Origin of the sequence: Parvibaculum sp. (genome assembly GCF_040882025.1) — a bacterium.
Lineage (GTDB): Bacteria > Pseudomonadota > Alphaproteobacteria > Parvibaculales > Parvibaculaceae > Parvibaculum.
Genome location: NZ_JBBECC010000085.1, coordinates 1 through 20,072 on the forward strand (window position 1 = coordinate 1; position 20,072 = coordinate 20,072).

Annotated in this window: 24 protein-coding genes; 14 read left to right on the top strand and 10 right to left on the bottom strand. The window is 63.9% G+C overall.

The window, feature by feature from the left end; all coding sequences use genetic code 11:
- Nucleotides 1-44 precede the first annotated feature (44 nt).
- Both WEB61_RS05790 and WEB61_RS05795 read left to right on the top strand, forming a co-directional pair.
- A complete protein-coding gene (locus WEB61_RS05790) occupies nt 45-752 on the top strand; it encodes a crotonase/enoyl-CoA hydratase family protein (protein WP_368063381.1) in 708 nt (235 codons plus the stop codon).
- A gap of 326 nt (nt 753-1,078) precedes the next feature.
- Nucleotides 1,079-1,876 (top strand): transglutaminase-like cysteine peptidase, encoded by a 798-nt coding sequence (locus WEB61_RS05795; protein WP_368063382.1) that lies wholly within the window; start codon nt 1,079-1,081, stop codon nt 1,874-1,876.
- A gap of 99 nt (nt 1,877-1,975) precedes the next feature.
- Here the strand turns inward: WEB61_RS05795 and WEB61_RS05800 are convergent, their stop codons facing one another.
- Nucleotides 1,976-2,749 carry an enoyl-CoA hydratase-related protein gene (locus tag WEB61_RS05800; RefSeq protein WP_368063383.1) on the bottom strand — a complete coding sequence of 258 codons (774 nt, stop codon included), beginning with the start codon at nt 2,747-2,749 and terminating at the stop codon, nt 1,976-1,978.
- A 174-nt stretch (nt 2,750-2,923) separates the two neighbouring features.
- On the opposite strand from WEB61_RS05800, the gene WEB61_RS05805 reads away from it, so the two are divergent.
- On the top strand, nt 2,924-3,676 hold the full coding sequence (locus WEB61_RS05805; protein ID WP_368063384.1) for a GYF domain-containing protein: 753 nt from the start codon (nt 2,924-2,926) through the stop codon (nt 3,674-3,676).
- Between the two features lie 150 nt (nt 3,677-3,826).
- A complete protein-coding gene (locus WEB61_RS05810; protein ID WP_368063385.1) occupies nt 3,827-4,252 on the top strand; it encodes a peptidylprolyl isomerase in 426 nt (141 codons plus the stop codon).
- A 13-nt stretch (nt 4,253-4,265) separates the two neighbouring features.
- Here WEB61_RS05810 and WEB61_RS05815 read toward each other — a convergent pair whose 3' ends face one another.
- From WEB61_RS05815 to WEB61_RS05830, 4 genes are read right to left on the bottom strand one after another with little or no spacing between them, the layout of a single operon-like run.
- On the bottom strand, nt 4,266-5,357 hold the full coding sequence (locus WEB61_RS05815; RefSeq protein WP_368063386.1) for a hypothetical protein: 1,092 nt from the start codon (nt 5,355-5,357) through the stop codon (nt 4,266-4,268).
- 34 nt (nt 5,358-5,391) lie between these two features.
- Complete coding sequence (locus tag WEB61_RS05820; protein WP_368063387.1) at nt 5,392-6,216, bottom strand: enoyl-CoA hydratase/isomerase family protein; 825 nt, start codon at nt 6,214-6,216, stop codon at nt 5,392-5,394.
- A gap of 49 nt (nt 6,217-6,265) precedes the next feature.
- Nucleotides 6,266-6,739 (bottom strand): DUF192 domain-containing protein, encoded by a 474-nt coding sequence (locus WEB61_RS05825; RefSeq protein ID WP_368063388.1) that lies wholly within the window; start codon nt 6,737-6,739, stop codon nt 6,266-6,268.
- Complete coding sequence (locus WEB61_RS05830) at nt 6,739-7,269, bottom strand: gamma carbonic anhydrase family protein (RefSeq protein WP_368063389.1); 531 nt, start codon at nt 7,267-7,269, stop codon at nt 6,739-6,741. Before WEB61_RS05830 ends, WEB61_RS05825 begins: the two co-directional genes overlap by 1 nt.
- A 159-nt stretch (nt 7,270-7,428) precedes the next feature.
- Here WEB61_RS05830 and WEB61_RS05835 point away from each other — a divergent pair, with 159 nt between their 5' ends.
- A complete protein-coding gene (locus WEB61_RS05835) occupies nt 7,429-9,441 on the top strand; it encodes a PhoX family phosphatase (RefSeq protein WP_368063390.1) in 2,013 nt (670 codons plus the stop codon).
- A gap of 111 nt (nt 9,442-9,552) precedes the next feature.
- Nucleotides 9,553-10,614 (top strand): hypothetical protein, encoded by a 1,062-nt coding sequence (locus tag WEB61_RS05840; protein WP_368063391.1) that lies wholly within the window; start codon nt 9,553-9,555, stop codon nt 10,612-10,614.
- Here the strand turns inward: WEB61_RS05840 and WEB61_RS05845 are convergent.
- Nucleotides 10,611-10,925 (bottom strand): hypothetical protein, encoded by a 315-nt coding sequence (locus tag WEB61_RS05845; RefSeq protein WP_368063392.1) that lies wholly within the window; start codon nt 10,923-10,925, stop codon nt 10,611-10,613. The two genes, WEB61_RS05840 and WEB61_RS05845, sit on opposite strands and share 4 nt — an antisense overlap.
- 18 nt (nt 10,926-10,943) lie before the next feature.
- A complete protein-coding gene (locus WEB61_RS05850) occupies nt 10,944-11,333 on the bottom strand; it encodes a hypothetical protein (protein WP_368063393.1) in 390 nt (129 codons plus the stop codon).
- Nucleotides 11,334-11,549: 216 nt separating this feature from the next.
- Here WEB61_RS05850 and WEB61_RS05855 point away from each other — a divergent pair, with 216 nt between their 5' ends.
- The gene (locus WEB61_RS05855) at nt 11,550-12,314 is read left to right on the top strand and encodes a hypothetical protein (protein WP_368063394.1); all 765 of its coding nucleotides are present in this window, start codon (nt 11,550-11,552) and stop codon (nt 12,312-12,314) included.
- Between the two features lie 3 nt (nt 12,315-12,317).
- On the opposite strand, the gene WEB61_RS05860 is transcribed toward WEB61_RS05855, so the two are convergent.
- Nucleotides 12,318-12,530 carry a DUF3126 family protein gene (locus tag WEB61_RS05860; RefSeq protein ID WP_368063395.1) on the bottom strand — a complete coding sequence of 71 codons (213 nt, stop codon included), beginning with the start codon at nt 12,528-12,530 and terminating at the stop codon, nt 12,318-12,320.
- A 188-nt stretch (nt 12,531-12,718) separates the two neighbouring features.
- Here WEB61_RS05860 and WEB61_RS05865 point away from each other — a divergent pair, with 188 nt between their 5' ends.
- Entirely contained in the window at nt 12,719-12,862 is a 144-nt protein-coding gene (locus tag WEB61_RS05865) for a hypothetical protein (protein ID WP_368063396.1), read from the top strand.
- On the opposite strand, the gene WEB61_RS05870 is transcribed toward WEB61_RS05865, so the two are convergent.
- Nucleotides 12,859-13,665, bottom strand: coding sequence for a glucose 1-dehydrogenase (locus tag WEB61_RS05870; protein ID WP_368063397.1), 807 nt, complete (start codon nt 13,663-13,665; stop codon nt 12,859-12,861). The genes WEB61_RS05865 and WEB61_RS05870 overlap by 4 nt on opposite strands.
- Before the next feature lie 148 nt (nt 13,666-13,813).
- On the opposite strand from WEB61_RS05870, the gene WEB61_RS05875 reads away from it, so the two are divergent.
- Together WEB61_RS05875 and WEB61_RS05880 are read left to right on the top strand one after the other, a co-directional pair.
- On the top strand, nt 13,814-14,098 hold the full coding sequence (locus tag WEB61_RS05875; RefSeq protein WP_368063398.1) for a hypothetical protein: 285 nt from the start codon (nt 13,814-13,816) through the stop codon (nt 14,096-14,098).
- A gap of 5 nt (nt 14,099-14,103) precedes the next feature.
- On the top strand, nt 14,104-15,375 hold the full coding sequence (locus WEB61_RS05880; protein WP_368063399.1) for an NAD(P)/FAD-dependent oxidoreductase: 1,272 nt from the start codon (nt 14,104-14,106) through the stop codon (nt 15,373-15,375).
- A 3-nt stretch (nt 15,376-15,378) separates the two neighbouring features.
- Here the strand turns inward: WEB61_RS05880 and cysE are convergent, their stop codons facing one another.
- Nucleotides 15,379-16,206, bottom strand: a complete 828-nt coding sequence (cysE, locus tag WEB61_RS05885; RefSeq protein WP_368063400.1) for a serine O-acetyltransferase — start codon at nt 16,204-16,206, stop codon at nt 15,379-15,381.
- Nucleotides 16,207-16,416: 210 nt separating this feature from the next.
- On the opposite strand from cysE, the gene WEB61_RS05890 reads away from it, so the two are divergent.
- The 4 genes from WEB61_RS05890 to WEB61_RS05905 all read left to right on the top strand — a co-directional run bounded on the left by WEB61_RS05890 (nt 16,417) and on the right by WEB61_RS05905 (nt 20,069).
- Nucleotides 16,417-17,226, top strand: coding sequence for an alpha/beta fold hydrolase (locus WEB61_RS05890; RefSeq protein ID WP_368063401.1), 810 nt, complete (start codon nt 16,417-16,419; stop codon nt 17,224-17,226).
- Between the two features lie 88 nt (nt 17,227-17,314).
- On the top strand, nt 17,315-17,518 hold the full coding sequence (locus WEB61_RS05895) for a hypothetical protein (protein WP_368063402.1): 204 nt from the start codon (nt 17,315-17,317) through the stop codon (nt 17,516-17,518).
- Nucleotides 17,519-17,649: 131 nt separating this feature from the next.
- The gene (locus tag WEB61_RS05900) at nt 17,650-19,188 is read left to right on the top strand and encodes a sulfatase (RefSeq protein ID WP_368063403.1); all 1,539 of its coding nucleotides are present in this window, start codon (nt 17,650-17,652) and stop codon (nt 19,186-19,188) included.
- A gap of 86 nt (nt 19,189-19,274) precedes the next feature.
- Nucleotides 19,275-20,069, top strand: coding sequence for an enoyl-CoA hydratase (locus tag WEB61_RS05905; protein WP_368063404.1), 795 nt, complete (start codon nt 19,275-19,277; stop codon nt 20,067-20,069).
- Nucleotides 20,070-20,072: the final 3 nt, after the last annotated feature.

A 20,072-nucleotide genomic window follows, 5' to 3' on the forward strand; every position in this document is an offset into this window, starting at 1 on the left:
CGCCATCGCGCTAGACTGCCCTCAAATCAACAGGGGGGCTGCCCGTGAGCGCGTCAATTCTCAACTATTCCGTCGAAAACGATATCGCCCGGCTCGCCATGGACGACGGCAAGGCCAATGCGCTGGGGCACGCGATGATCGAGGCGCTGAATGCCGCGCTCGATCGCGCCCAGAACGAGGCAAAGGCGGTGCTGATCTCGGGCCGCGAAAAGCGCTTCTGCGCCGGCTTCGATCTCGATGTCATGGGCTCAGGCCCCGAAAACGTCCGCAAGCTGGTGGGCGCCGGCGCCGAACTGCTGCTGCGGATCTACCAATTCCCGCTGCCTGTCGTCATCGCCTGCACCGGGCATGCGCTGGCGGCCGGCGGATTGCTGCTGCTGGCCGGCGACGTCCGTATCGGCGTCGAGGGCGAATTCCGCATCGGCCTGCCCGAAGTCGCGATCGGCATGACCATGCCGATCTTCGGCATCGAGCTCGCCCGCGAGCGGCTGGCCCGCAACCGCTTCACCGAAGCGGTTACGCAAGCCCGGATCTACAATCCGGCCGAGGCAACCCAGATCGGCTATCTCGACGCGGCCGTGCCGGCCCCGGCGCTGATGGAAACCGCCATAGCCCGCGCCGCGACGCTCGCCGCCCTCGCCCAGCCCGCCTTCGCCAACACCAAGCGCAAGGAGCGCGCGGCGACGATCGCCCATATCCGCGACACGCTGGCAAGCGATTCGGGCACATTCGACGGCGCCAGGGCCGGCTGATCCCCCTCGCGATAATTTTTCCGGAAATTTTCGGGGCGTCCCGAACGTGGAACCGGGCTCTTTCGGGACCGACCGATTTTATATGACGACACACACCGGAACGAGAAAAAGCGTTGCAGCACAAGCACTTTCTCGACGCGAAGGATATTTCCAATTTTACTCAAATTGAGTCTTTTCGAGTTTTAGACAAAGACCATTCGAATTTGATCCTCAATTAGTTCGAATGTGATTCACACGTTTAAACGGGCGCAAACGCCTCGCTGCCATCCTGCACTCACGGGCCCACGAAATCGGGCTTGTGAGCGATCGGGGTGGCGAAGATGTGGTTGCGTAAAAATATCCTTCTGACGATTGGGCTCTCGCTGGCTTTTGCCGGCTGCCAGGCGCCGGAGCAGGTGGGCAGCATCGGTTCCTTCGAGAATGAGGGCGTCCGCGAATATCGCGTTGCCGCGGCGATGCCCGTCGGCCAGCAATCGCCGCCCCCTTACGGCTATATCGGCTTCTGCATCCGCAACCCGGACGAATGCGCCGGCGGCACCGACGAACCGGCCGACATGGTGCTGACGCCCCAACGCTGGAGCGAACTTGCCAAGGTCAATGACTGGGTCAACCGCGCGATCCCGCAGGTCGACGACACGGTGCTCTTCGAGCGCGCCGAATGGTGGGCGATCGCCGATGAACGCGGCGGCGACTGCGAGGACCTGTCACTCCTGAAGCGCAAGCTGCTGATCGAGCGCGGCTGGTCGCCGGACCAGCTTCTGGTGGCCGTGGTGCGCGAATGGAATGGCGACGGTCATGCCGTGCTGCTGGTGAAGACCGACCGGGGCGAGTTCGTCCTCGACAACAAGAACTGGAACATCGTCGCGGCGGCCGACGCGCCCTATCAATGGATCAAGCGGCAATCGCGCGAGCGGCCGTTCATCTGGGTCAATCTCGACCGGAAAACCTTCCGCGAGATCGCCCAGACGGATTTCCCGCCGCTCGGCGAGCCGGCCCCGTTTCTCGCCGCGATCAAACGAAACATGCCCGCCGATGCCGATCTCCGGCCGGGCATCGCCGAAGGCCAGACAGCGAGCCGCGAAGCCTTGAAGGAGGATCCGACCGCGACACTCGCTCTCAACTGACCTGCCGACCGGTCCCTCCGCCCCCCATTCGGGGACTGGTCCTGTCGAGGCCGGCTCTGCTGCTCCCCCCGCAGCAGGGCCGGTTACTTTTCGGGGGGCCTATTTCCCCTTCCAGTTCGGCTTGCGCTTTTCCGCAAAGGCGCGCGGACCCTCGATCAGATCCTCGCTCTTGAAGAGGGCGGCGACCGCCGGATACTTGCCCGTCACCGCCGCGTCGAGATCGGCGATGTCGAGCCCCTTGTAGACGGCTTCCTTCGAGGCGCGGATCGACATCGGCGAGCATTCCATGATGAGGCCTGCCCAGCGCTTCGCCGCCGCCATCAGCTCGGCCGCCGGCACCACCTCGTTGACGAAGCCGAGTTCCCTGCCTTCGGCCGCCGGCACCTGGCGCCCGGTCAGGATCATGCCCATCGCCCGCTTGGCGCCGATCTGGCGTGGCAGACGGTGCAGACCGCCGGCAAGCGCCGCAAGCCCCACCTTCGGCTCCGGCAGGGCGAATTTCGCATTCTCGGACGCAATGATGAGGTCGCAGGCGAGCGCGATTTCGAAGCCGCCACCCATCGCAACGCCATTGACCGCAGCGATGACGGGCTTGTTGAGATCGAAGCGCGCCGTGAGACCGGCAAAGCCCGTCGCCGGCACTTCCATCTTGTTGCCTTCGGCCTGCCACCTGAGGTCGTTGCCGGCGCTGAAGGCGCGCTCGCCCGCGCCGGTGACGATGGCAACCCACAGATCGGGATCGGCGGCGAAATCGTTGAAGATGCCTTCCAGCTCGAAATTGGCCGGCGGGTGAAGCGCGTTCATGCGCTCCGGACGGTTTATGGTGACGATGAGCAGATGGCCGTCGCGCTCGGCGGTGCAAAATTCGGTCATGGACGTTTCCCGGTTATGTTTGTGTGCCTTTTTCCGCACGCTGCCGCGACTTTGCCCGGTCCCTCGCGGGGCGGCAAGCGGCTCCGCGTTGACGCAACGGTAACCAAAACGCAGTAAATATGAACATTGGAACCGCGCGAATAGCGCCCCCATCTGTCTGTATGAAGCGAAACCATGGCCCAACCGAACGAAGCCATCGCCACGAAACCGGCCGAAAAAGCGGACGCCGCAGCCATGCGCTGGGTGCTGAAACACGGCGACCGCGTCTATGGCCCCTACAGCTTTGAGGCGATGACCGCCTATGCCCGGGAAGGCCGCGTTGCGCCGCACAGCCTCGTCGCACCGGAAGGCACACCCGCCGGCGCCGGCACCTGGCGTGCGGCCGGAGACCTGCCGCAATTCGCCGTCCTGTTCGGCGAAGCGCCCGAGCCCGACGCCGCCGCCGAACCGCAACCCGGACCCGCCTCCGCCGACGAACCGGCAGCGGAAATCGCATCGGAAGCCGATGCTGAGCCCGCGCCGCAACCGGAAGCTCTCACGCAGCCCGAACCCGCCGCGCAGCCGCAAACCGCCGCGGAGTCCGGCGAACATCGCCGCCAGCCCTATGGTTCGAACAAGGGGCAGATCGACCGGCGCAAGCAGCCCGACACCGCAAATTTCATGATCGTGCTCGACATCAAGGCGCGTTTCGCCGGGCCGCTCGAACAGGCGATCATGTCGCTCGGGCCCGCCTACAAGCTCGCGGCGAATGTCTGGTGCGTCAACACGGATGCGACCGCGCCGGGCCTCCTCAACGATCTCAGCGTCCATATCGGCAAGACGGACACCATGTTCATCGCCGATACGACGCGCGATCGCACGGCGTGGAGTTCGATGGGACCTGAAGTCGACGCGAAAATCCGCCGCGTCTGGCGCCGCGCCTACTGATATCGCACAGCGCGACCGCGAAAACGCCGCCGCAAGGTGGCCAAACAAAACACACGATGCTAGTATTCTGTCGTTGGGGCTTTCAGGCCATTCGCCTGAGAGCCCTCTTGTTTTCGCCCTCTCCCTTCATCGAATCGCAAAGGCAGAACAATGGCAGCAGCAAACGGCAACACGGTGCGCGTGCACTACACAGGCATGCTGGACGACGGCACCGTGTTCGACACGAGCCAGGGCCGCGAGCCGATCGAGTTTTCGGTCGGCAAACGCATGGTCATCGCCGGCTTCGAGGAAGCCGTTGTCGGGATGGAGCCCGGCGACAGCAAGAAACTGAAAATTCCGGCGGAAGAGGCTTACGGCGAACACGATCCGCGTCTGGTGCAGGAGGTGCCGCGTTCGGAGCTTCCGCAAGGGCTCGAACCCGAGCCCGGCATGCAACTGACCGCAAGCGGCAGCGACGGCCGGGAGATCGCGCTCGTCGTCACCGAAGTGACGGGTGAGGTTGTGCGGCTCGACGCCAATCACCCGCTTGCCGGGCAGGATCTCACCTTCGAGATCGAGCTCGTCGAGGTCGCCTGAACGGCACGCGCCGTCAGATATCGGGTCTGGCCAACGGCAGTCGCATCCGGCGCGGCGGCGAAATCGCGTGCGCCGAAACGTCGGGCTCGAAGTCCTGAAGACCTGCCGCACCGGGCCGCACCAGCGGCACGGGGAGCGGTGGCTGCGCCACCGGCGCCTTCCCCATCTCCTCTTCCGCCACCGCAACAGGCGCGCCGCTGCTTTTCGCCATGTCGGCCATGATCGAACGGGCGCTGCGCCAGCGCAGGATCAGCGGTGCGCCGAGCGCGCTGACATCGGCGCATTTGGCGGCCGGCGTCTCGCCGCGATCGCACAATGCCGTGGCGCGGACGATCTCGAACTGGAATTGCGCCCGCCGCAGAAACTCCCGAAAGACATCGCTCTGGCGCGCTGCCCCAACCAGCGGCAGATAGGCCGCACAATCGATCTGCTGACGCTCCAGCATCTCGGCAAGCCGCATGGCGGCGCTTGACCCTTCGGCTGGCGCCGCCTCGCAGAGGCGCCACATCAGCTCCGCGGTCGCATGGTCATAGAGCAGGATCAGGCCGCGGCTGCGATCGTCGAGCGAGGCATAGAGCCGCGCCGTATCGCGCGGGTCCCAGCGGCGAAACCCGTCGACGAACGTGGCAATGTCGACGGCCTCCGCCGGCGCGGACGGGAAGCGGCTTTCGGGCTGTGCCGGCACGGCCGGCCGGACACCGCGCTTCAGAAACGAAAATTCGCGCGACGCCGCCATGTCCGGCGCGCCGCTGCTTGCCGGAATGAAAAGAAGCTGCAATCCGAGCGGACGCTCCTCGATGTGAAAAAAGGCGGCATCGGCCGCCGCGCCCGAAAGGCGCAGCACGCCCTGCGCCTCACCCGTATCGCCACCGGCGCGTTCGCCGTTGATCGTGTAGACACCGCCGCCCGGCGTCGTCAGCCGCCCGACGACGCGGGCGCCGACCTGCTGCAGCGTGAGCGACATGCCCGCCGCATCGCCGATGCCATCATAGCCGCCCGTGAATTCGGCCGCCGACGCGCGCCCTTGCCCCAGCAGCACGCAGAACGCCACCACCGCCACCAGTTTCGCCGCCAATGCCGCCCGTCGGACGGCAAGCCTCCGCATCTTCTGCCCTTGCGCCTTTCCGGCGTGGCCGCGCCTAGCGCCCCTTGAAGCGCGGCTCCCGCTTTTCCATGAAGGCCGTCATGCCTTCCTTGATGTCTTCCGTCCGCATCAGCGGCAACAATTGAAGATAGACATGATGCACATGCTCCGGGAACGGCTCGTTGAGCCCCATGCGCATCATCCGCTTGGCGGCGCGCACGGCAAGCGGCGCATTGGCGGCAATCTCGGCGGCAAGCGCGCGGGCGCGCGGCATCAGATCGGCATCGGCAACGACTTCGGATGCCAGACCCCATTCGACAGATTCGTCGGCCGACAAGGTGCGCCCGGTGAATATCAGCTCCGCCGCCTTCGACCAGCCGAGCAGACGCGGCAAAATCCAGGTGCCGCCCGATTCCGGCAGCAGCCCGCGCTTGCAGAAGGCGGCGGCGAATTTCGCCGACTTCGCCATCAGCCTTATGTCGCAGCCAAGCGCCGTGTCCATGCCGTAGCCCGCCGCACCTCCATTGACGGCGCAGACGGTCGGCGTTTCCATCGCGTGAAGAACGGTGGGCGGCGTGTGATTGAGGTCAAGCGTCGTCGATGTGACGCCGCCGCTCTGTCCGATCGAAAGACTGCCGGCCGCCTGCGGGCGCAGGTCGAGCCCGGCGCAGAAGGCCCGGCCGGCGCCGGTGAGGAGCACGCAGCGCACGTCCGGGTCGCGGTCCGCCTCCAGCAGCCGCTCGGTTAGCTGGTTCAGCATGACGCCCGAAATCGTATTCATCCGCTCCGGCGCATTGAGCGTGATGGTCGCGATGTGGTCGGATACTTCGTAGAGAACTTCCTGTGGCACCGCTTCGGGCGCTTGCTTGGCCTGGCTCATGTCTTTCTCCCTGTCCGGCATGTCGTTGCGGCGAGCTTAGCCCATAAGCTCAGCCGCAAACAGCCGCCCCGCCCTCGCCGAACCAGGGGTGGCGGACATAATCGCCCGGGCCGATGCCGAGCGCGGCCGCCCTGCCGCCATCGATCTCCAGCACCCCGTTGACCGGAACGCCGGATTCATGAATGTCGATCGACAGCGGCTCCGTCATCGCGGCAATGCGGGCGATGCGCCCGTCGGCCTCGATGAAGATCATGTCGAGCGGGATCAGCGTGTTTTTCATCCAGAAGCTGGCGATCCGGCATTGCGCATAGAAAAAGAGCATGCCGGCGTTCTCGTCGAGGCTCTCGCGGAACATCAGCCCGCGCCGGATTTCCTCATGGCTGACGGCGAGCTCGACCGTGAAGCGATGTCTCGCGCCCGACGCCGTTTCGACGGTGACGACGTTCTCCGCCGCTGCCGGCGGGGCGCAGGCGCTGGCAGCGAGGCCGAGCAGCAGGGCGGCAACGAGAGCGGCGGCGCGCATCAGTCGAGGCGCTTCATGCCGGACGCATAGCGCTTCCAGTTCTGCACATAGTGGTCCGAGGAAAGCCTCAGCGCCTCTGCCGTTTCCTTGTCGAGCGTACGGATGATCTTGCCCGGCGCGCCCAGCACCATCGAATAGTCCGGAATGTCCTTGCCCTCGGCAATCAGCGTGTTGGCGCCGATGAGGCAGCCCTTCCCGATTCGCGTGTTGTTGAGGATGATGCTGCCGATCCCGACAAGGCTGCCCGCGCCGATGGTGCAGCCATGCAGCATCACCATATGGCCGATGGTGACGTCGCGCTCGATCGTCAGCGGCGAACCCGGATCGGTATGCAGGACCGATCCGTCCTGCACATTAGAGTTTTCGCCGATGGTGATGAGTTCGTTGTCGCCGCGCAGCACGGCCCCAAACCAGACGCTGGCGTTTTTCTCCAGCTTCACATTGCCCATCACCTGCGCATTGGGGGCGATCCAGTATTCGCCGTCCGGCGGCAGGATCGGCCTTGCGTCGCCGATGGCATAGATGGCCATGTATACGTCTCCCCGTGTCTTCGTTTCTCGTGACGCGGACTATGCCATGCCCCGCCGCCGGAAACGAGACTTGCGGAACCTGCAACAAATAGAGTGTCATTTGCGCGTCAAGGGCCGCGCGTAACGTCGGCCCGGCGGACCAGGCGAGGGGACAGGCGGATGATGCGGCGCAGGGCAGCGGAAACGGGCAGCATCGGCGAAACGATGGAAGCGGCCGAGAGCCGTGCTGTGGACCGCCTCATGGCGCCGACCCTCGGCGAACTCTGGAGCCGCCGCCTGGCGCGCCGCGATGTGCTGAAAGGTATCGGCAAGGCGGCGCTGCTGGCCTCCGCCAGCACGCTGCCCCTGGCTGCTTGCAGCGACACGCCGGACTTCGCGCCCAACGACATTTTCGGCTTCGAAGCGGTGCCGCACGGCGTCGACGAGACGCATCACGTGGCGGGCGGCCATACAGCCGATATCCTGATCCGCTGGGGCGATCCTGTCTTGCCCGGCGCGCCCGCATTCGATCCGCTGAATCAGAGCGCCGAAAAACAGCTACAGCAGTTCGGTTACAACAACGACTATGTCGGCTTCGTTCCCCTCCCCTATGGGTCCGGCGCGAGCGATCGCGGTCTGCTCTGCGTCCATCACGAATACACCAATGACGATCTGATGCATCCGGGTATGGCGCCGGCGGCGGGACAAAATCCGCTCGAATTGTTCACGCGGGAGATCGTCGAAGTCTCGATGGCCGCACATGGTGGCACTGTGGTCGAGGTCAGTCGCGACGGGGCGGGCAAATGGAGCATCGTGCGCGACAGCAGCTACAATCGTCGCATCACGCCGCTGGCGACGAAGATGACGATCTCCGGTCCAGCTGCCGGGCACCCGCGTCTACGTACGTCCGAAGACCCCGAAGGCCGCACGGTCATGGGCACGTTCAACAATTGCGCCGGCGGCATCACGCCCTGGGGCACATGGCTGATGTCAGAGGAGAATTTCAATTTCTATTTCATCGGCACGCCGGACAACGAGGCCGAAGCAGCGAACCATGCACGCATCGGCATACCGGCTGGCCGCGCCTATCCCTGGGGCGCCTACCACAAACGCTTCAACCTGACAGCCGAGCCGCGCGAACCCAATCGCTTCGGCTGGATCGTCGAAGTCGACCCGCTCGATCCGGCCTCGACGCCGGTAAAGCGCACGGCGCTTGGCCGCTTCAAGCACGAAGGCTGCGAGAGCGCACTGACGAAAGACGGCCGCCTCGCCGTCTATTCGGGCGACGACCAGCAGTTCGAATACATGTACAAATTCGTCAGCCGCGACAGGGTGAACCTCAAGGACCGTGCCGCCAACGCGAACCTGCTCGACGAGGGCGTTCTCCATGTTGCCCGCTTCGAGGAGGACGGCACGGGCCGCTGGTTGCCGCTGGTTCACGGGACGAATGGACTCGATGTCGCCAACGGCTTCGCCTCCCAGGCCGACGTGCTGATCGAGGCGCGCCGCGCCGGCGACATTCTCGGCGCAACGCCGCTCGACCGCCCGGAAGACATCGAGCCGCATCCCGTCACCGGCAAGGTCTATGCGGCACTCACCAACGCAAAGGAACGCACCGCCGACAAGGTGGACGCTGTCAATCCGCGCGCGACCAATCTCTGGGGTCAGATCGTCGAAATGACGCCCGATGGCGACGACCACGCGGCAGAAACGTTCACCTGGACGCTGCTGGTCAAATGCGGCGACCCGGCCTTTCCGGCGATCGGCGCCTTGTGGCATCCGGAAACGGGCAGCGATGGTTGGTTCGCCTGCCCCGACAATGTCGCCATCGACGCCAAGGGCCGGCTCTGGGTCGCGACCGACCAGGGCTCGGGCTGGCACACGGCATCGGGCGCGGCTGATGGCCTTTACGCGCTGGCGACCGGCGGCGACAAGCGCGGCACCGCGCGTCAGTTGTTCCGTGCGCCAATTGGCGCCGAAGTCTGCGGACCCGTATTCACGCCCGATGCCTCCGCACTCTTTCTCGCCGTGCAGCATCCGGGGGCGGACGGAACGGTGAATTTCGCCGGATTCAGTCGCCCTTCGACCTTTGCCGATCCGGCAACACGCTGGCCCGATTTCGACGCCAACATGCCCGTACGACCGTCACTTGTGGTCATCGCCGCCGAAAAAGGCGGGCCGGTCGGCGGCTGATCGCTTCCCCACCGGGTTGCGTCGGTGGGCATGATGGCCCAAGCTTGGCTCGCGGCGTTATCGACGAGCGCGCGCCGGCGCGAACGGCGATTGCAGTGAGGGCCTGTCGGCATGCGATTCCTGTTCAATCTGGCGTTGTTTCTGCTCGCCTTGCCGATCCTCTTCATGCTGGCCTATCAGCGCGGATTTCTTGACGATTACGTGCCGGACGAGGCGATCGATCCCGAGCCCTTCATCCAGGCCGAACTCGCGAATGTCACCGACGGAGCGGATCTGAGCCGCCGCATCGACAGCGCTCTCGACGAAAAACGCCATGACGATGCTGTCATGTATGCCGAGATCGCCGGCTACATGGACGTTGAAATCGATGAAGGCACACGGACGCGTCTGCTCGACGAAGACGCGCCCACTCGCCGCGCCGTGCGGGGCGCCGGCAATTTTCTCGAAGGTTTCGTTACCGGCCAAGGCAGCGATACGGCGGGGTTCATGGGCGCCATCGCCTCCGACCTCACGGTCGTCGGCGATGTACGCGACATCGGTGTTGAAGGCTCGAAGCTGGCGCGCGGCGAGGACTATTCGAAACTGATCCTCGGTCTCTCGGTCGTCGGCCTTGCGGCCACCACCGCGACAGTCGCGACGGGCGGCGGCGGATTGCCGGTCAAGGTTGGCGTGTCGCTGCTGAAAGTCGCCGAGAAAGCCGGAACGATCACGGCGCGCTTCGCTCGCGACGTCTCGAATGTGCTGCAGGAGGCGGTAAACTTCGAAAAACTGCGCGGGTTGCTGCGCACGACCGATCTCACCGACAGTGCGGCAACGCGCCGCGCAATTCTCGACTATGCTGATGGCGTGTCGATGGCCCGTGTGACGCCAATCCTGACCGACATGGCGGCGCTGGAGCGCGCGGTCGGACCGGCCGAGGCGGTACGGTTGATGAAGCATGTGGACAGCACCGGCGACCTCGCCCGTGTCGGCCGCATGGGAGAGAAGCTCGGCGCCAAGACACGCGGCGTGATCGAATTGACCGGCAAGACGAGCCTGCGCGCCTTCAAGACGGCATGGAATCTGATCCTGATGGCCTTGCAATGGGTCTGGGCGATCGTTGCGGGTCTGGGCGCCCTTTTTCTGGGATCGCTCAGCCGCCGCGCGGTACGCCGCAGGAGAAACCCGGCCTAGGCGGCAGACAAAAACACACCGAGCAGGAAGACGCCGGAGAGGAAGCTCCACATCACGGCGATGCAACTTGAGAGCAGCATCCAGTGCGGCGGGCGGTTCTCGAACACCTGTGCCCGGAGCGCGTTGCGCAGGATTACGGTCGGTCCGGCAAAAATCAGTGTGAGCACGCCGACCAGTTGCCAGAACATCGGTTCCGATGTGAGCTGGAAGCTCGGCGGCTTGCTGGTGATCAGCCGATAGAAACTGCCGACCAGTCCGGCCGCGACGAACCCGGTCGCGATCGAAAAGAGAAAAGCTCCAAATGCCGTCATATGCCCGCCAAGCCCCCGTTATCGTTCGATCGAACCGCGCGTAGCGCGGCCGGCATCGACGCCATCAATGAAATGAGACGCTGCGGCCGCGAGGCGCATCTGCGCAAAGGCCACGACAGTGTCCGGAATTGCCTGCCCGTCGAGCAGGTCCACAAGATGCGGATCGGTCAGCGCAACTTTCAAATCGGTCGCTGGATTGCCGCGCGCATTGAGCGCGATCCCGGCCAATAGCGGCGAGCGCGCGCCGAGTTCGAATTCGGTGTGACCGAGCCGGCAAGTCGCAAGATCGGCGTCGCAGGCAAGCCGAGGCGCCGCAAGCGCGCGACCGTCGGCCGGCAGCGGCAAGTGCCCCCCGAAAAACAGGAAGGCCCCAAGTGCGATCAGCGATCTGAATACAAGCTGCGTCATGCCCCCTTGTCCGCAAGCGCCATACCAGTGCGGTCGCCCCAGCGGAAAATTTGAAATGATCTTTTAATTTCAGTGGGTTATAAGAATGGAGGCGACCCGGTCGACGGGCCGCCCGAAGTGGGGACCTGCTGCCGGCCGTGCCGGATTGCGCCGCCGCTGTGCCAGCCCGGCACAGCATCGGGGCGCCCAGGCCACAAGCGATGGCAGGAGGTGGAATTGGCGCGCGGCAGTCAATCGGACGATGATTACGTTCGCGAGCGTCCGGCCTGGATCATTCCGGGGCTGGTCCTGATCGGCGTACTGACCTTCTCGGGCGCATTTCTCTATTATTATTTCGGACCGACGCCGAGTGAAATTCTGGGGCTCGACCCGCGTGCCAGTGCTGCCGATCGCAAGATCGAGACGATCATCGCCGATCGGCGCTTCCTGATCCCCGAGCACTACACGCGATATCCGAGTCAGCGCAGCGGTGGCCGGCGCACCAATATCGATATGCACGCGCTGCTGCCCGACCTGACACCCTATGGAAGCGATCTGCAGGAACGTTTCATCGACAATTCGGCCGATTCCGACGTGATCTATTTCACGCTTGCCGAAACGGCAACGCCGCTCAGCTCGGCCCGCCGCCTGAAGGATATCTATTCAAAATATCTGGCAGCGCCCGAACCGGAGCAAGACAGGGCGGGGCTGCAACGGTTCGCCTTTCGCGACGATTCCGGCTATGCCAATCAGGACCTGCTGGTGGGCAAGGACGACGAAGAGCGCATGGTGCTGTTGCTTTGCGATCGCGAGAGTGTGCTGGTCGACAGCCCTAATTGCACGCGCTCGCTGCTGCTCGGATCGAGCCTCGATCTGACCTATCGCTACAAGCGCAGCCAGATCGGCAACTGGCGCGAGATCGACAATGCCGTCATGAAGCTGGTCGGCGAATTCGAAACGCGCGAGCCTGTCGACGAACTGCAAGGACCGATCTTCGACTAGCCGCTAGTCGGGCAGATCGATATCGAGGATCGCCATATTGAAGGCATAGGAGACTTCACCCTCTTCTTCATCCTTGAAAATAACGCCGATGAATTCGTCGCCGATGTTCACTTCGGCCGAATCGTCTTTCTGCGGCCGCGCCCTGACTGTGATTGACGGCAGCTTGAACTTCTCCCGCAGATAGCTCTCGATGCGCTTGATTTCGGTCTTGTCCAAGAAGCTCTCCCGTCGTCGGCATTGCTGATTTGCCCAAATATGAGGGCGCGCCCGGTCGTTTTAGCCATTTGCCCCCCTTGGTGCAAACCGGACCTGCGCCCGCTTGCCGCTGCGGCGCTTCGTCCGATTGGCCGCCTCGACACCCCGTGAGAGCCTCGTTCTTCGAAAATCGGCTCCGGAATGGAACCATGTCAGGACGCATACGAAAATGGCTGGCGGCCTTTACTGTCGTGCTGACGCTGGCCGCCGTGGCGACACTCATCAGACCGGCGCACGACGCCGCGCCGGAAGAAGACCGCACCCAGGCTTTCATCGTGACGCCCGGCCGCTAGCGCGTCGTATATCCACCGTCGATCACGAGCTCGGAGCCGGTCATGAAGGCCGCCTCATCCGAGGCGAGAAAGACTATTCCATTGCCGATATCTTCCGGCGCGCCGAGCCGGCCGATCGGATGCAACATGGTCAGCATCTCGACCATCTCGTTGGAGCCGATCTGCACGCCACCCATCTCGCCCCGGTCGATGACGGTCTGCACCATCGGCGTACGAATATAGCCCGGATGCACCGAATTGACGCGGATGCGGTAGCCGGCCTGCGCGCATTCGAGGGCCGCGGATTTGGTGAGGAGCCGCACGCCACCCTTCGCCGCATTGTAGTCGGATGCGCCAGGCTGACCGACAAGACCAAGAATCGACGACACGTTGATGATCGAGCCGTCCGGACCGCCTTTTGCTGTCGTCTTCTTGATCGTGCGGATACCATGCTTGCAGCCCAGAAACACGCTGTCGAGATCGACGGCGATGGTATGACGCCAGCTCTCAAGCGGCTTGTCTTCGATCGTACTCGGTTCCGGCGCGATGCCCGCATTGTTGACGAGGATATGCAGGCCGCCGAATTTTCCCTCCGCCAGCGCGACCACGCTCTCCCACTGCGCTTCGTCGACCACATCATGCCGTGCAAACATGGCTACGCCGCCGCTTCGCACAATCTCGTCGACAACGGCTTGTCCCGCATCCGCATCGAGATCGGTGCACAGGACTTTCGCCCCTTCCTTCGCCAGCAATCTGGCGGTGACCGCGCCGATACCCTTAGCCGCCCCGGTCACGATCGCGACCCTGCCATCAACACGTCCCATTCGCTTCTTCCCTGTTTTGCACCGGCTTCCGTTTCCGGCTTTACCGGTCATTCTGCCGCGTGGCCGCCGATACGCAAAGGGCGAAAGCGCCGCATCTCTGTGCTATAGAGATTTAAAAGACGAGACCCAAAACAAGCCGGAAAGAAAAATGCCCGTCGCTCTCGAAATCACATTCGAAACCACGCAGGCCGATCACATCCTGACCCAACTCCGGGCCTACAAGGAACGTGAGTTCGACCGCAATCCGCCGCGCGGCTTTCTCGGTGCCGTGATCGAGGACCACCCCGAAACCGGCACCGTCGTTTTTCGCAGCGAATGGCAAGACGACGATGCACTCGAATACACGCGCGACAGCGCTCCTTTCGAGGCTTGCCTCGATCTTTGCGACATCTATGCCGATGGGCGCGACGACCGAAAAATGGAAATCGGCTGACACGCATGACATCCCCCGCCTATCCGCCCTCCTGGTATGCCGCGACCGCCAATTCGCCGCCGCCGCAGCCCGCACACGCCGGCGACGAAACGGTCGACATCTGCGTTGTTGGCGCAGGCTATACGGGTCTGTCGGCAGCGCTGCATCTGGCCGAACGCGGATATTCAGTCACAGTTCTGGAGGCCGAACGCATCGGTTGGGGCGCTTCAGGGCGCAACGGTGGCCAGCTCGGCACCGGCCACCGCAAGGACCAGCGCAGCCTTGAAAAAATGCTGGGGGTGGAATGGGCACGACGCCTCTGGGACCTCGGACTTGAAAGCAATGCCCTGGTCAGGGAACTGATCGCCACACACAACATCGAATGCGATCTGAAGCCCGGACTGCTTCATGCCGCATGGAAGCGCGGCGACGCGGCGTGGCTCAAGGAAGATGTCGAATATCTCGCCACGAACTACGGCTACGACAAATCGCGTTACGTTCCGCGCGACGAAATGCGCGAAATGGTGGCGAGCGATCGCTATTGGGGCGGTGTGCTCGACGATGGCGGTGCGCATCTTCATCCATTGAACTACGCGCTCGGGCTCGCCCGCGCCTGTATCGCCAAAGGCGTCAGAATTTACGAAGGCACGCGCGCCCTCGACATTTCCCGCACCGGCGTCAAAACGGCGCAAGGCATGGTGAGCGCATCCCATGTCGTGCTGGCCTGCAACGCGCATCTCGACCGCCTTGAGCCGCGCATCGCCGGCGCCATCATGCCGATCAACAATTTTATCGTAGCGACCGAACCGCTGGGCGCCCGCGCCCGCCAGCTGATCCGCGACAATGTATGCGTACAGGATACGAAATTCGTCATCGACTATTACCGTCTCTCGCCCGACGGCCGCCTCCTTTTCGGCGGCGGCGAGAGCTATTCGCCAAACCTGCCGAAAGACATTGCGGGCTTCGTCCGCAAGCCGATGCTGCGTGTCTTCCCGCAGCTCGAAGACGTGCGTATCGACTATGCCTGGGGCGGCACGCTGGCGATCACGATGAAGCGCATCCCACATTTCGGCCGCCTCGCGCCGAACATCCTCTATGCGCATGGTTATTCGGGTCAGGGCATCAACATCGCGACGCTGGCCGGTAAGCTGATCGCCGAGGCGGTCGCCGGTCAGGCCGAACGCTTCGATTGTCTGGCGAAAATCCCGACGCCCGATTTCCCGGGCGGCACATGGTTGCGCTATCCGGGGCTGGTCGCCGGCATGCTCTTCTATGCGATGAAAGACAGGCTGCCGTGACGGCTAGATGCCGTCGCCCTCGTCCTTGATCATCTGATCCATGGCATGAGCCGGCTTGTCGCAGCCCGCGCAGCCGACGATCTTGGCCGGCACGCCGACGGCCGTGCAATGCGCCGGCACATTGTGCAGCACCACGCTGCCCGCGCCGATGCGGCTGTACTCGCCGATCTCGATATTGCCGAGCACCTTGGAGCCGACCGAAATCAGCACACCGCGCCTGACCTTCGGGTGACGGTCGCCCTGCTCCTTGCCGGTGCCGCCCAACGTCACGCCATGCAGCATCGACACATCGTCTTCCACCACCGCCGTCTCGCCGATGACGATGCCGGTCGCGTGGTCGATGAAGACGCCACGGCCGATCCGCGCCGCCGGATGAATGTCGACGGCGAAGAGGTCGGACACACGGTTCTGGATATAAAGCGCCATCGCCTTGCGGCCCTGCCCCCACAGCCAATGCGCCACGCGGTAGGCCTGCAGCGAATGGAAGCCCTTGAAGTAGAGCAGCGGCTGGATGTAGGAGTGGCAGGCGGGATCGCGCTCGTAATAAGCCACGATGTCGGCGCGGTAGGCTTCGCCGATTTCGGGTGCCTCGCGCAGTGCCTCGTCGAAAAGCTCGCGAAGCTGCATCGGATGCACTTCCGCATTGCCGAGCTTTTGCGCCAGATGATAGGCGACCGCGTCGTTGAATTCGCGATGATTGAGAATGGTCGAATAAAGGAAGCTGGCGAGAATCGGCTCGCCGGCGGTCATGTCTTCGGCTTCGCCACGCACACGCTCCCAGACGGGATCGCAAACGGCAAGCGGCTGGTTCCTCTCACTGGGCTTCGACATGGGTCCACTCCTCGCCGGTTCGATGCGGACGGCCGCGCATCCTCCCTTGAGGACAGGCCCCACATGGCGAAATACCGGTATACCGAAGCACACCGGCGGTTTCGACAAGACTAACACATGGGCGAAACCCGGGCGAGTTCAATAGGGGAACCCACATTTCCGGACCCTCATGTTAGGCTTTTCCGACATGCCGTTTCGGGGAGCCCACCCATGCCTTTCGCCACCATCGGCGACATCGAGATTTACCACGAACGTCTCGGCGCCGGCCCGCGCCTGCTGTTCATTTCGGGCACAGGCGGCGACCTGCGCGTCCGCCCCAATGTGCTCGACGGCCCTTTCCCGAAGCACTTCGACATGCTGGCCTATGACCAGCGCGGCCTCGGCCAGACCGGCAAGCCCGACCGCCCCTACAGCATGGCCGAATATGCCGAGGACGCCGTCGGCCTGATGGCCGCCATCGGCTGGGGCTCGGCGCTGGTCGTCGGCGTCTCTTTCGGCGGCATGGTGGCGCAGGAGCTGGCGATTCGTCATCCGCATGTTGTCGAGGGACTGGTGCTTGCCTGCACATCGCCCGGTGGCGCGGGCGGCGCTTCCTACCCGCTGCACACGCTGCAACACATGGATCGCGACACCCGCGCCCGCCACATGATCCCCATATCGGACACCCGCCGCGACGCCGCATGGGCGAAGGCCAATCCGAAACAGTATGAGGAATTTGTCGCCTTCGCCGCTGCCGATCCATATGCGGACGAATCCGGCCACGAGATGGGCCAGCGCCGCCAGCTCGAAGCGCGCGCGAAGCACGACACATGGGACCGTCTCGGTGACATCCGTTGCCCCACGCTCATCTGCGCCGGCAAATATGACGGCATCGCGCTCCCTGAAACGCAGGAGAAAATGGCCGCCCGCATCCGCGGCGCCGAACTGCGCTTCTTCGAAGGCGGCCACCTCTTCATGCTGCAGGACCGCGCCGCGCTCCCGGCGATGACCGCATTTCTGAAGGGCGACGACCGGGACTGACCCGATCCGGCACAGCGCGGCAAGGAAGCGTTAAGACCTCGGCCACTAGCATCAAACCCGGTCCTCCTTCTCGTATCCCCGGGTCCCCATGTCCGCATCGAGCATCGCCGCCGCGGCCGTCGCCAGCCAGAAGAGCCAGCTTCAGATGGCCATGCAGGCCGTGCTGCTGAAGACGCAGTTCAAGCAGGATGTGGCGCTGGCGCAGCTGATTGCGGAAGCCACCGAAGGCGGCGCAAAGCTTGCCGCCAGCCCGCCGGCCGGCGCCGGCACACAGCTCGACATCAGCGTCTGACGGTCTGTTTCATCTGCCTGTAACCTGCCACAGCGTTCCGGCTTTGCTTGCCTTGCGGTCTGCTCTCCATTAGAAATTAATGAAACACATTAGAAACGCGAACGCGCCGTCGCCCGGCGCGGGAGAGACGCATGGGCCGGAAAATCCTTTTCATCACCACCGACCAGATGCGCTTCGATGCGATCGGCGCGAACGGACAGAAAGTTGCAAAGACGCCCGCCATCGACGCTCTGGCCGCAAACGGCATCAACTACACCCGCGCCCACAACCAGAACGTCGTCTGCATGCCGGCGCGCTCCACCATGATCACCGGCCAATATGTCTCGACGCATGGCGTCTGGATGAACGGCGTCCCGCTCCCCGCCGACGCGCCCTCGGTCGCACAATATCTGCACGACAAGGGCAATTATAAAACCGCGCTGATCGGCAAGGCGCATTTCGAGCCCTTCCTCGATATCCACCAGCAATTCTATGAAAGCCAGATGGCACGGCTCGGCGAGCATGGGCCGCATCGCGGCTTCGATTACATGGAGCTCGCCACGCATTCGCCATTGATCCTCCACTACAACGAATGGATGAAAAAGCACGACCCGGAGGCGCTGGCGGGTTTCTACCAGAACCTCAACGAAAAATTTCAGGTGAACGCACAGGGCGGCGGCGACACTGGCGCCTGCCAGGTGCATTTCAATCCGGTCGCGCGCGAGCATTACCACACCGACTGGGTCGCCGACCGCACCATCGACTGGCTCGGCTCAGTTGGCACGCAAGACGACTGGTTCTGCTGGATGAGCTTCCCCGATCCGCATCACCCCTGGGACCCGCCGCAGTCGGAACTCCACCGCCACCCCTGGCGCGACACGCCGCTGCCGGATTTCTATCCGGGCTCGAAGGCAAGGATCGAGGAAGTGTTGGCCGGCAAGCCGCAACACTGGATGGAATGGTACACCGGCGAGCGCGTCACCAATTTCGAAGCGCCGCCGGATTTCCGCGCCTGCGACATGAGCGCCGATCAGGTGCAGGAAATCAACGCCTTCACCCATGTCGAAAACGAGCTGATCGACGAGGCCATCGCGAAGGTGATGGCCTATGTCGAAAAGCGCGGCTGGGGCGATGATGTCGATGTCGTCTTCACCACCGATCATGGCGAATTCCAGGGCGAGTTCGGCCTCCTGTTCAAGGGCCCCTATCACGTCGACGCGCTGATGCGCCTGCCGATGATCTGGCGCCCGGCAAAGTCGGCGAAAGTTGCGCCCGCCGCCGTCGAAAAGCCCGTCGGCCAGGTCGATCTCGCGCCGACCTTCTGCGAAATCGCCGGTCTCCCCGTGCCCGACTGGATGCAAGGCAAGCCGATGCCGAAGACCGACGCCGAAGGCGACAAGCAGGGCCGCGAGCGCGTCTTCACCGAATGGGACTGCAAACATGTCGACGGCACGACGGTCGGCCTGCGCACCATCTATCGCGACGGCTACACCATCACCGCCTGCCTGCCCGGCACGATTTATGACGGCACGGAGGGCGAACTCTACGACCACAAGGAAGACCCGCGGCAATTCCGCAACCTCTGGAACGACCCGGCCTGTGCGTCACTAAAATCCGACCTGCTGGCCGACCTGAAGGACAACCTGCCGCCCGTCCGCGAGCCGCAACTGGAATATGTCGCGCCGGTGTAAGGCGCGACCGCCCGAGGCCGGTTGCCAGCTGGCGAAGCGCCCTGTATCTCAGAAGGCATCGACACTTCCGAGCAAGGACGCGCCCCATGCCCTCCCCCACCTCCCGCATGATCGCCGAAAAAACCGGCGCCATCGGCTGGATGATTTTCAACAATCCCGAACGCCTCAACGCCGTCGGCCTCGACATGTGGCAGGCGGTGCCGGAAATCGTCGCGGGCTTCGACGCCGATCCCGACATCCGCGTCATCGTGTTGAAGGGCGCGGGCGACCGGGCCTTTGTCGCCGGTGCCGACATTTCGCAATTCGGCGAGAGCCGCTCTTCGGCCGAAGGCGTGAAGACCTACGAAGATGCGACGACGCGCGCCTTCGACGCCATTGCCGAAGCGCAGAAACCCACCATCGCGATGATCAACGGCTACTGCATTGGCGGCGGTCTCGGCATCGCGCTTTCCTGCGACCTGCGCTTCGCATCCGAAGGTTCGAGCTTCGGCATCCCGGCCGCGAAACTCGGCCTCGCCTATGCGGCGTCGGGAACCGGCCGCCTCGTGCATGTCGTCGGACCTGCCTTTGCCAAGGAGATCTTTTTCACCGCCCGCCGCTTCACGACCGACGAGGCGCTTGCCATGGGTCTCGTCAACCGCGTCACCGCGCCCGAAACACTCGAAGCCCTCACCCGCGACACCTGCGCGACCATCGCCGAAAACGCGCCGCTGACGGTTGCCACCGCCAAGCAGGTCGTCGACGAATTCACGAAAGCGCCCGGCAATTTCGATCACGAAAAATGCGACGCGCTGATTGCCCGCTGCTTTGCCAGCGAGGACTACGCCGAAGGCCGCGCCGCTTTCATGGAAAAAAGAAAACCGGAATTCAAAGGCAAATAAAAA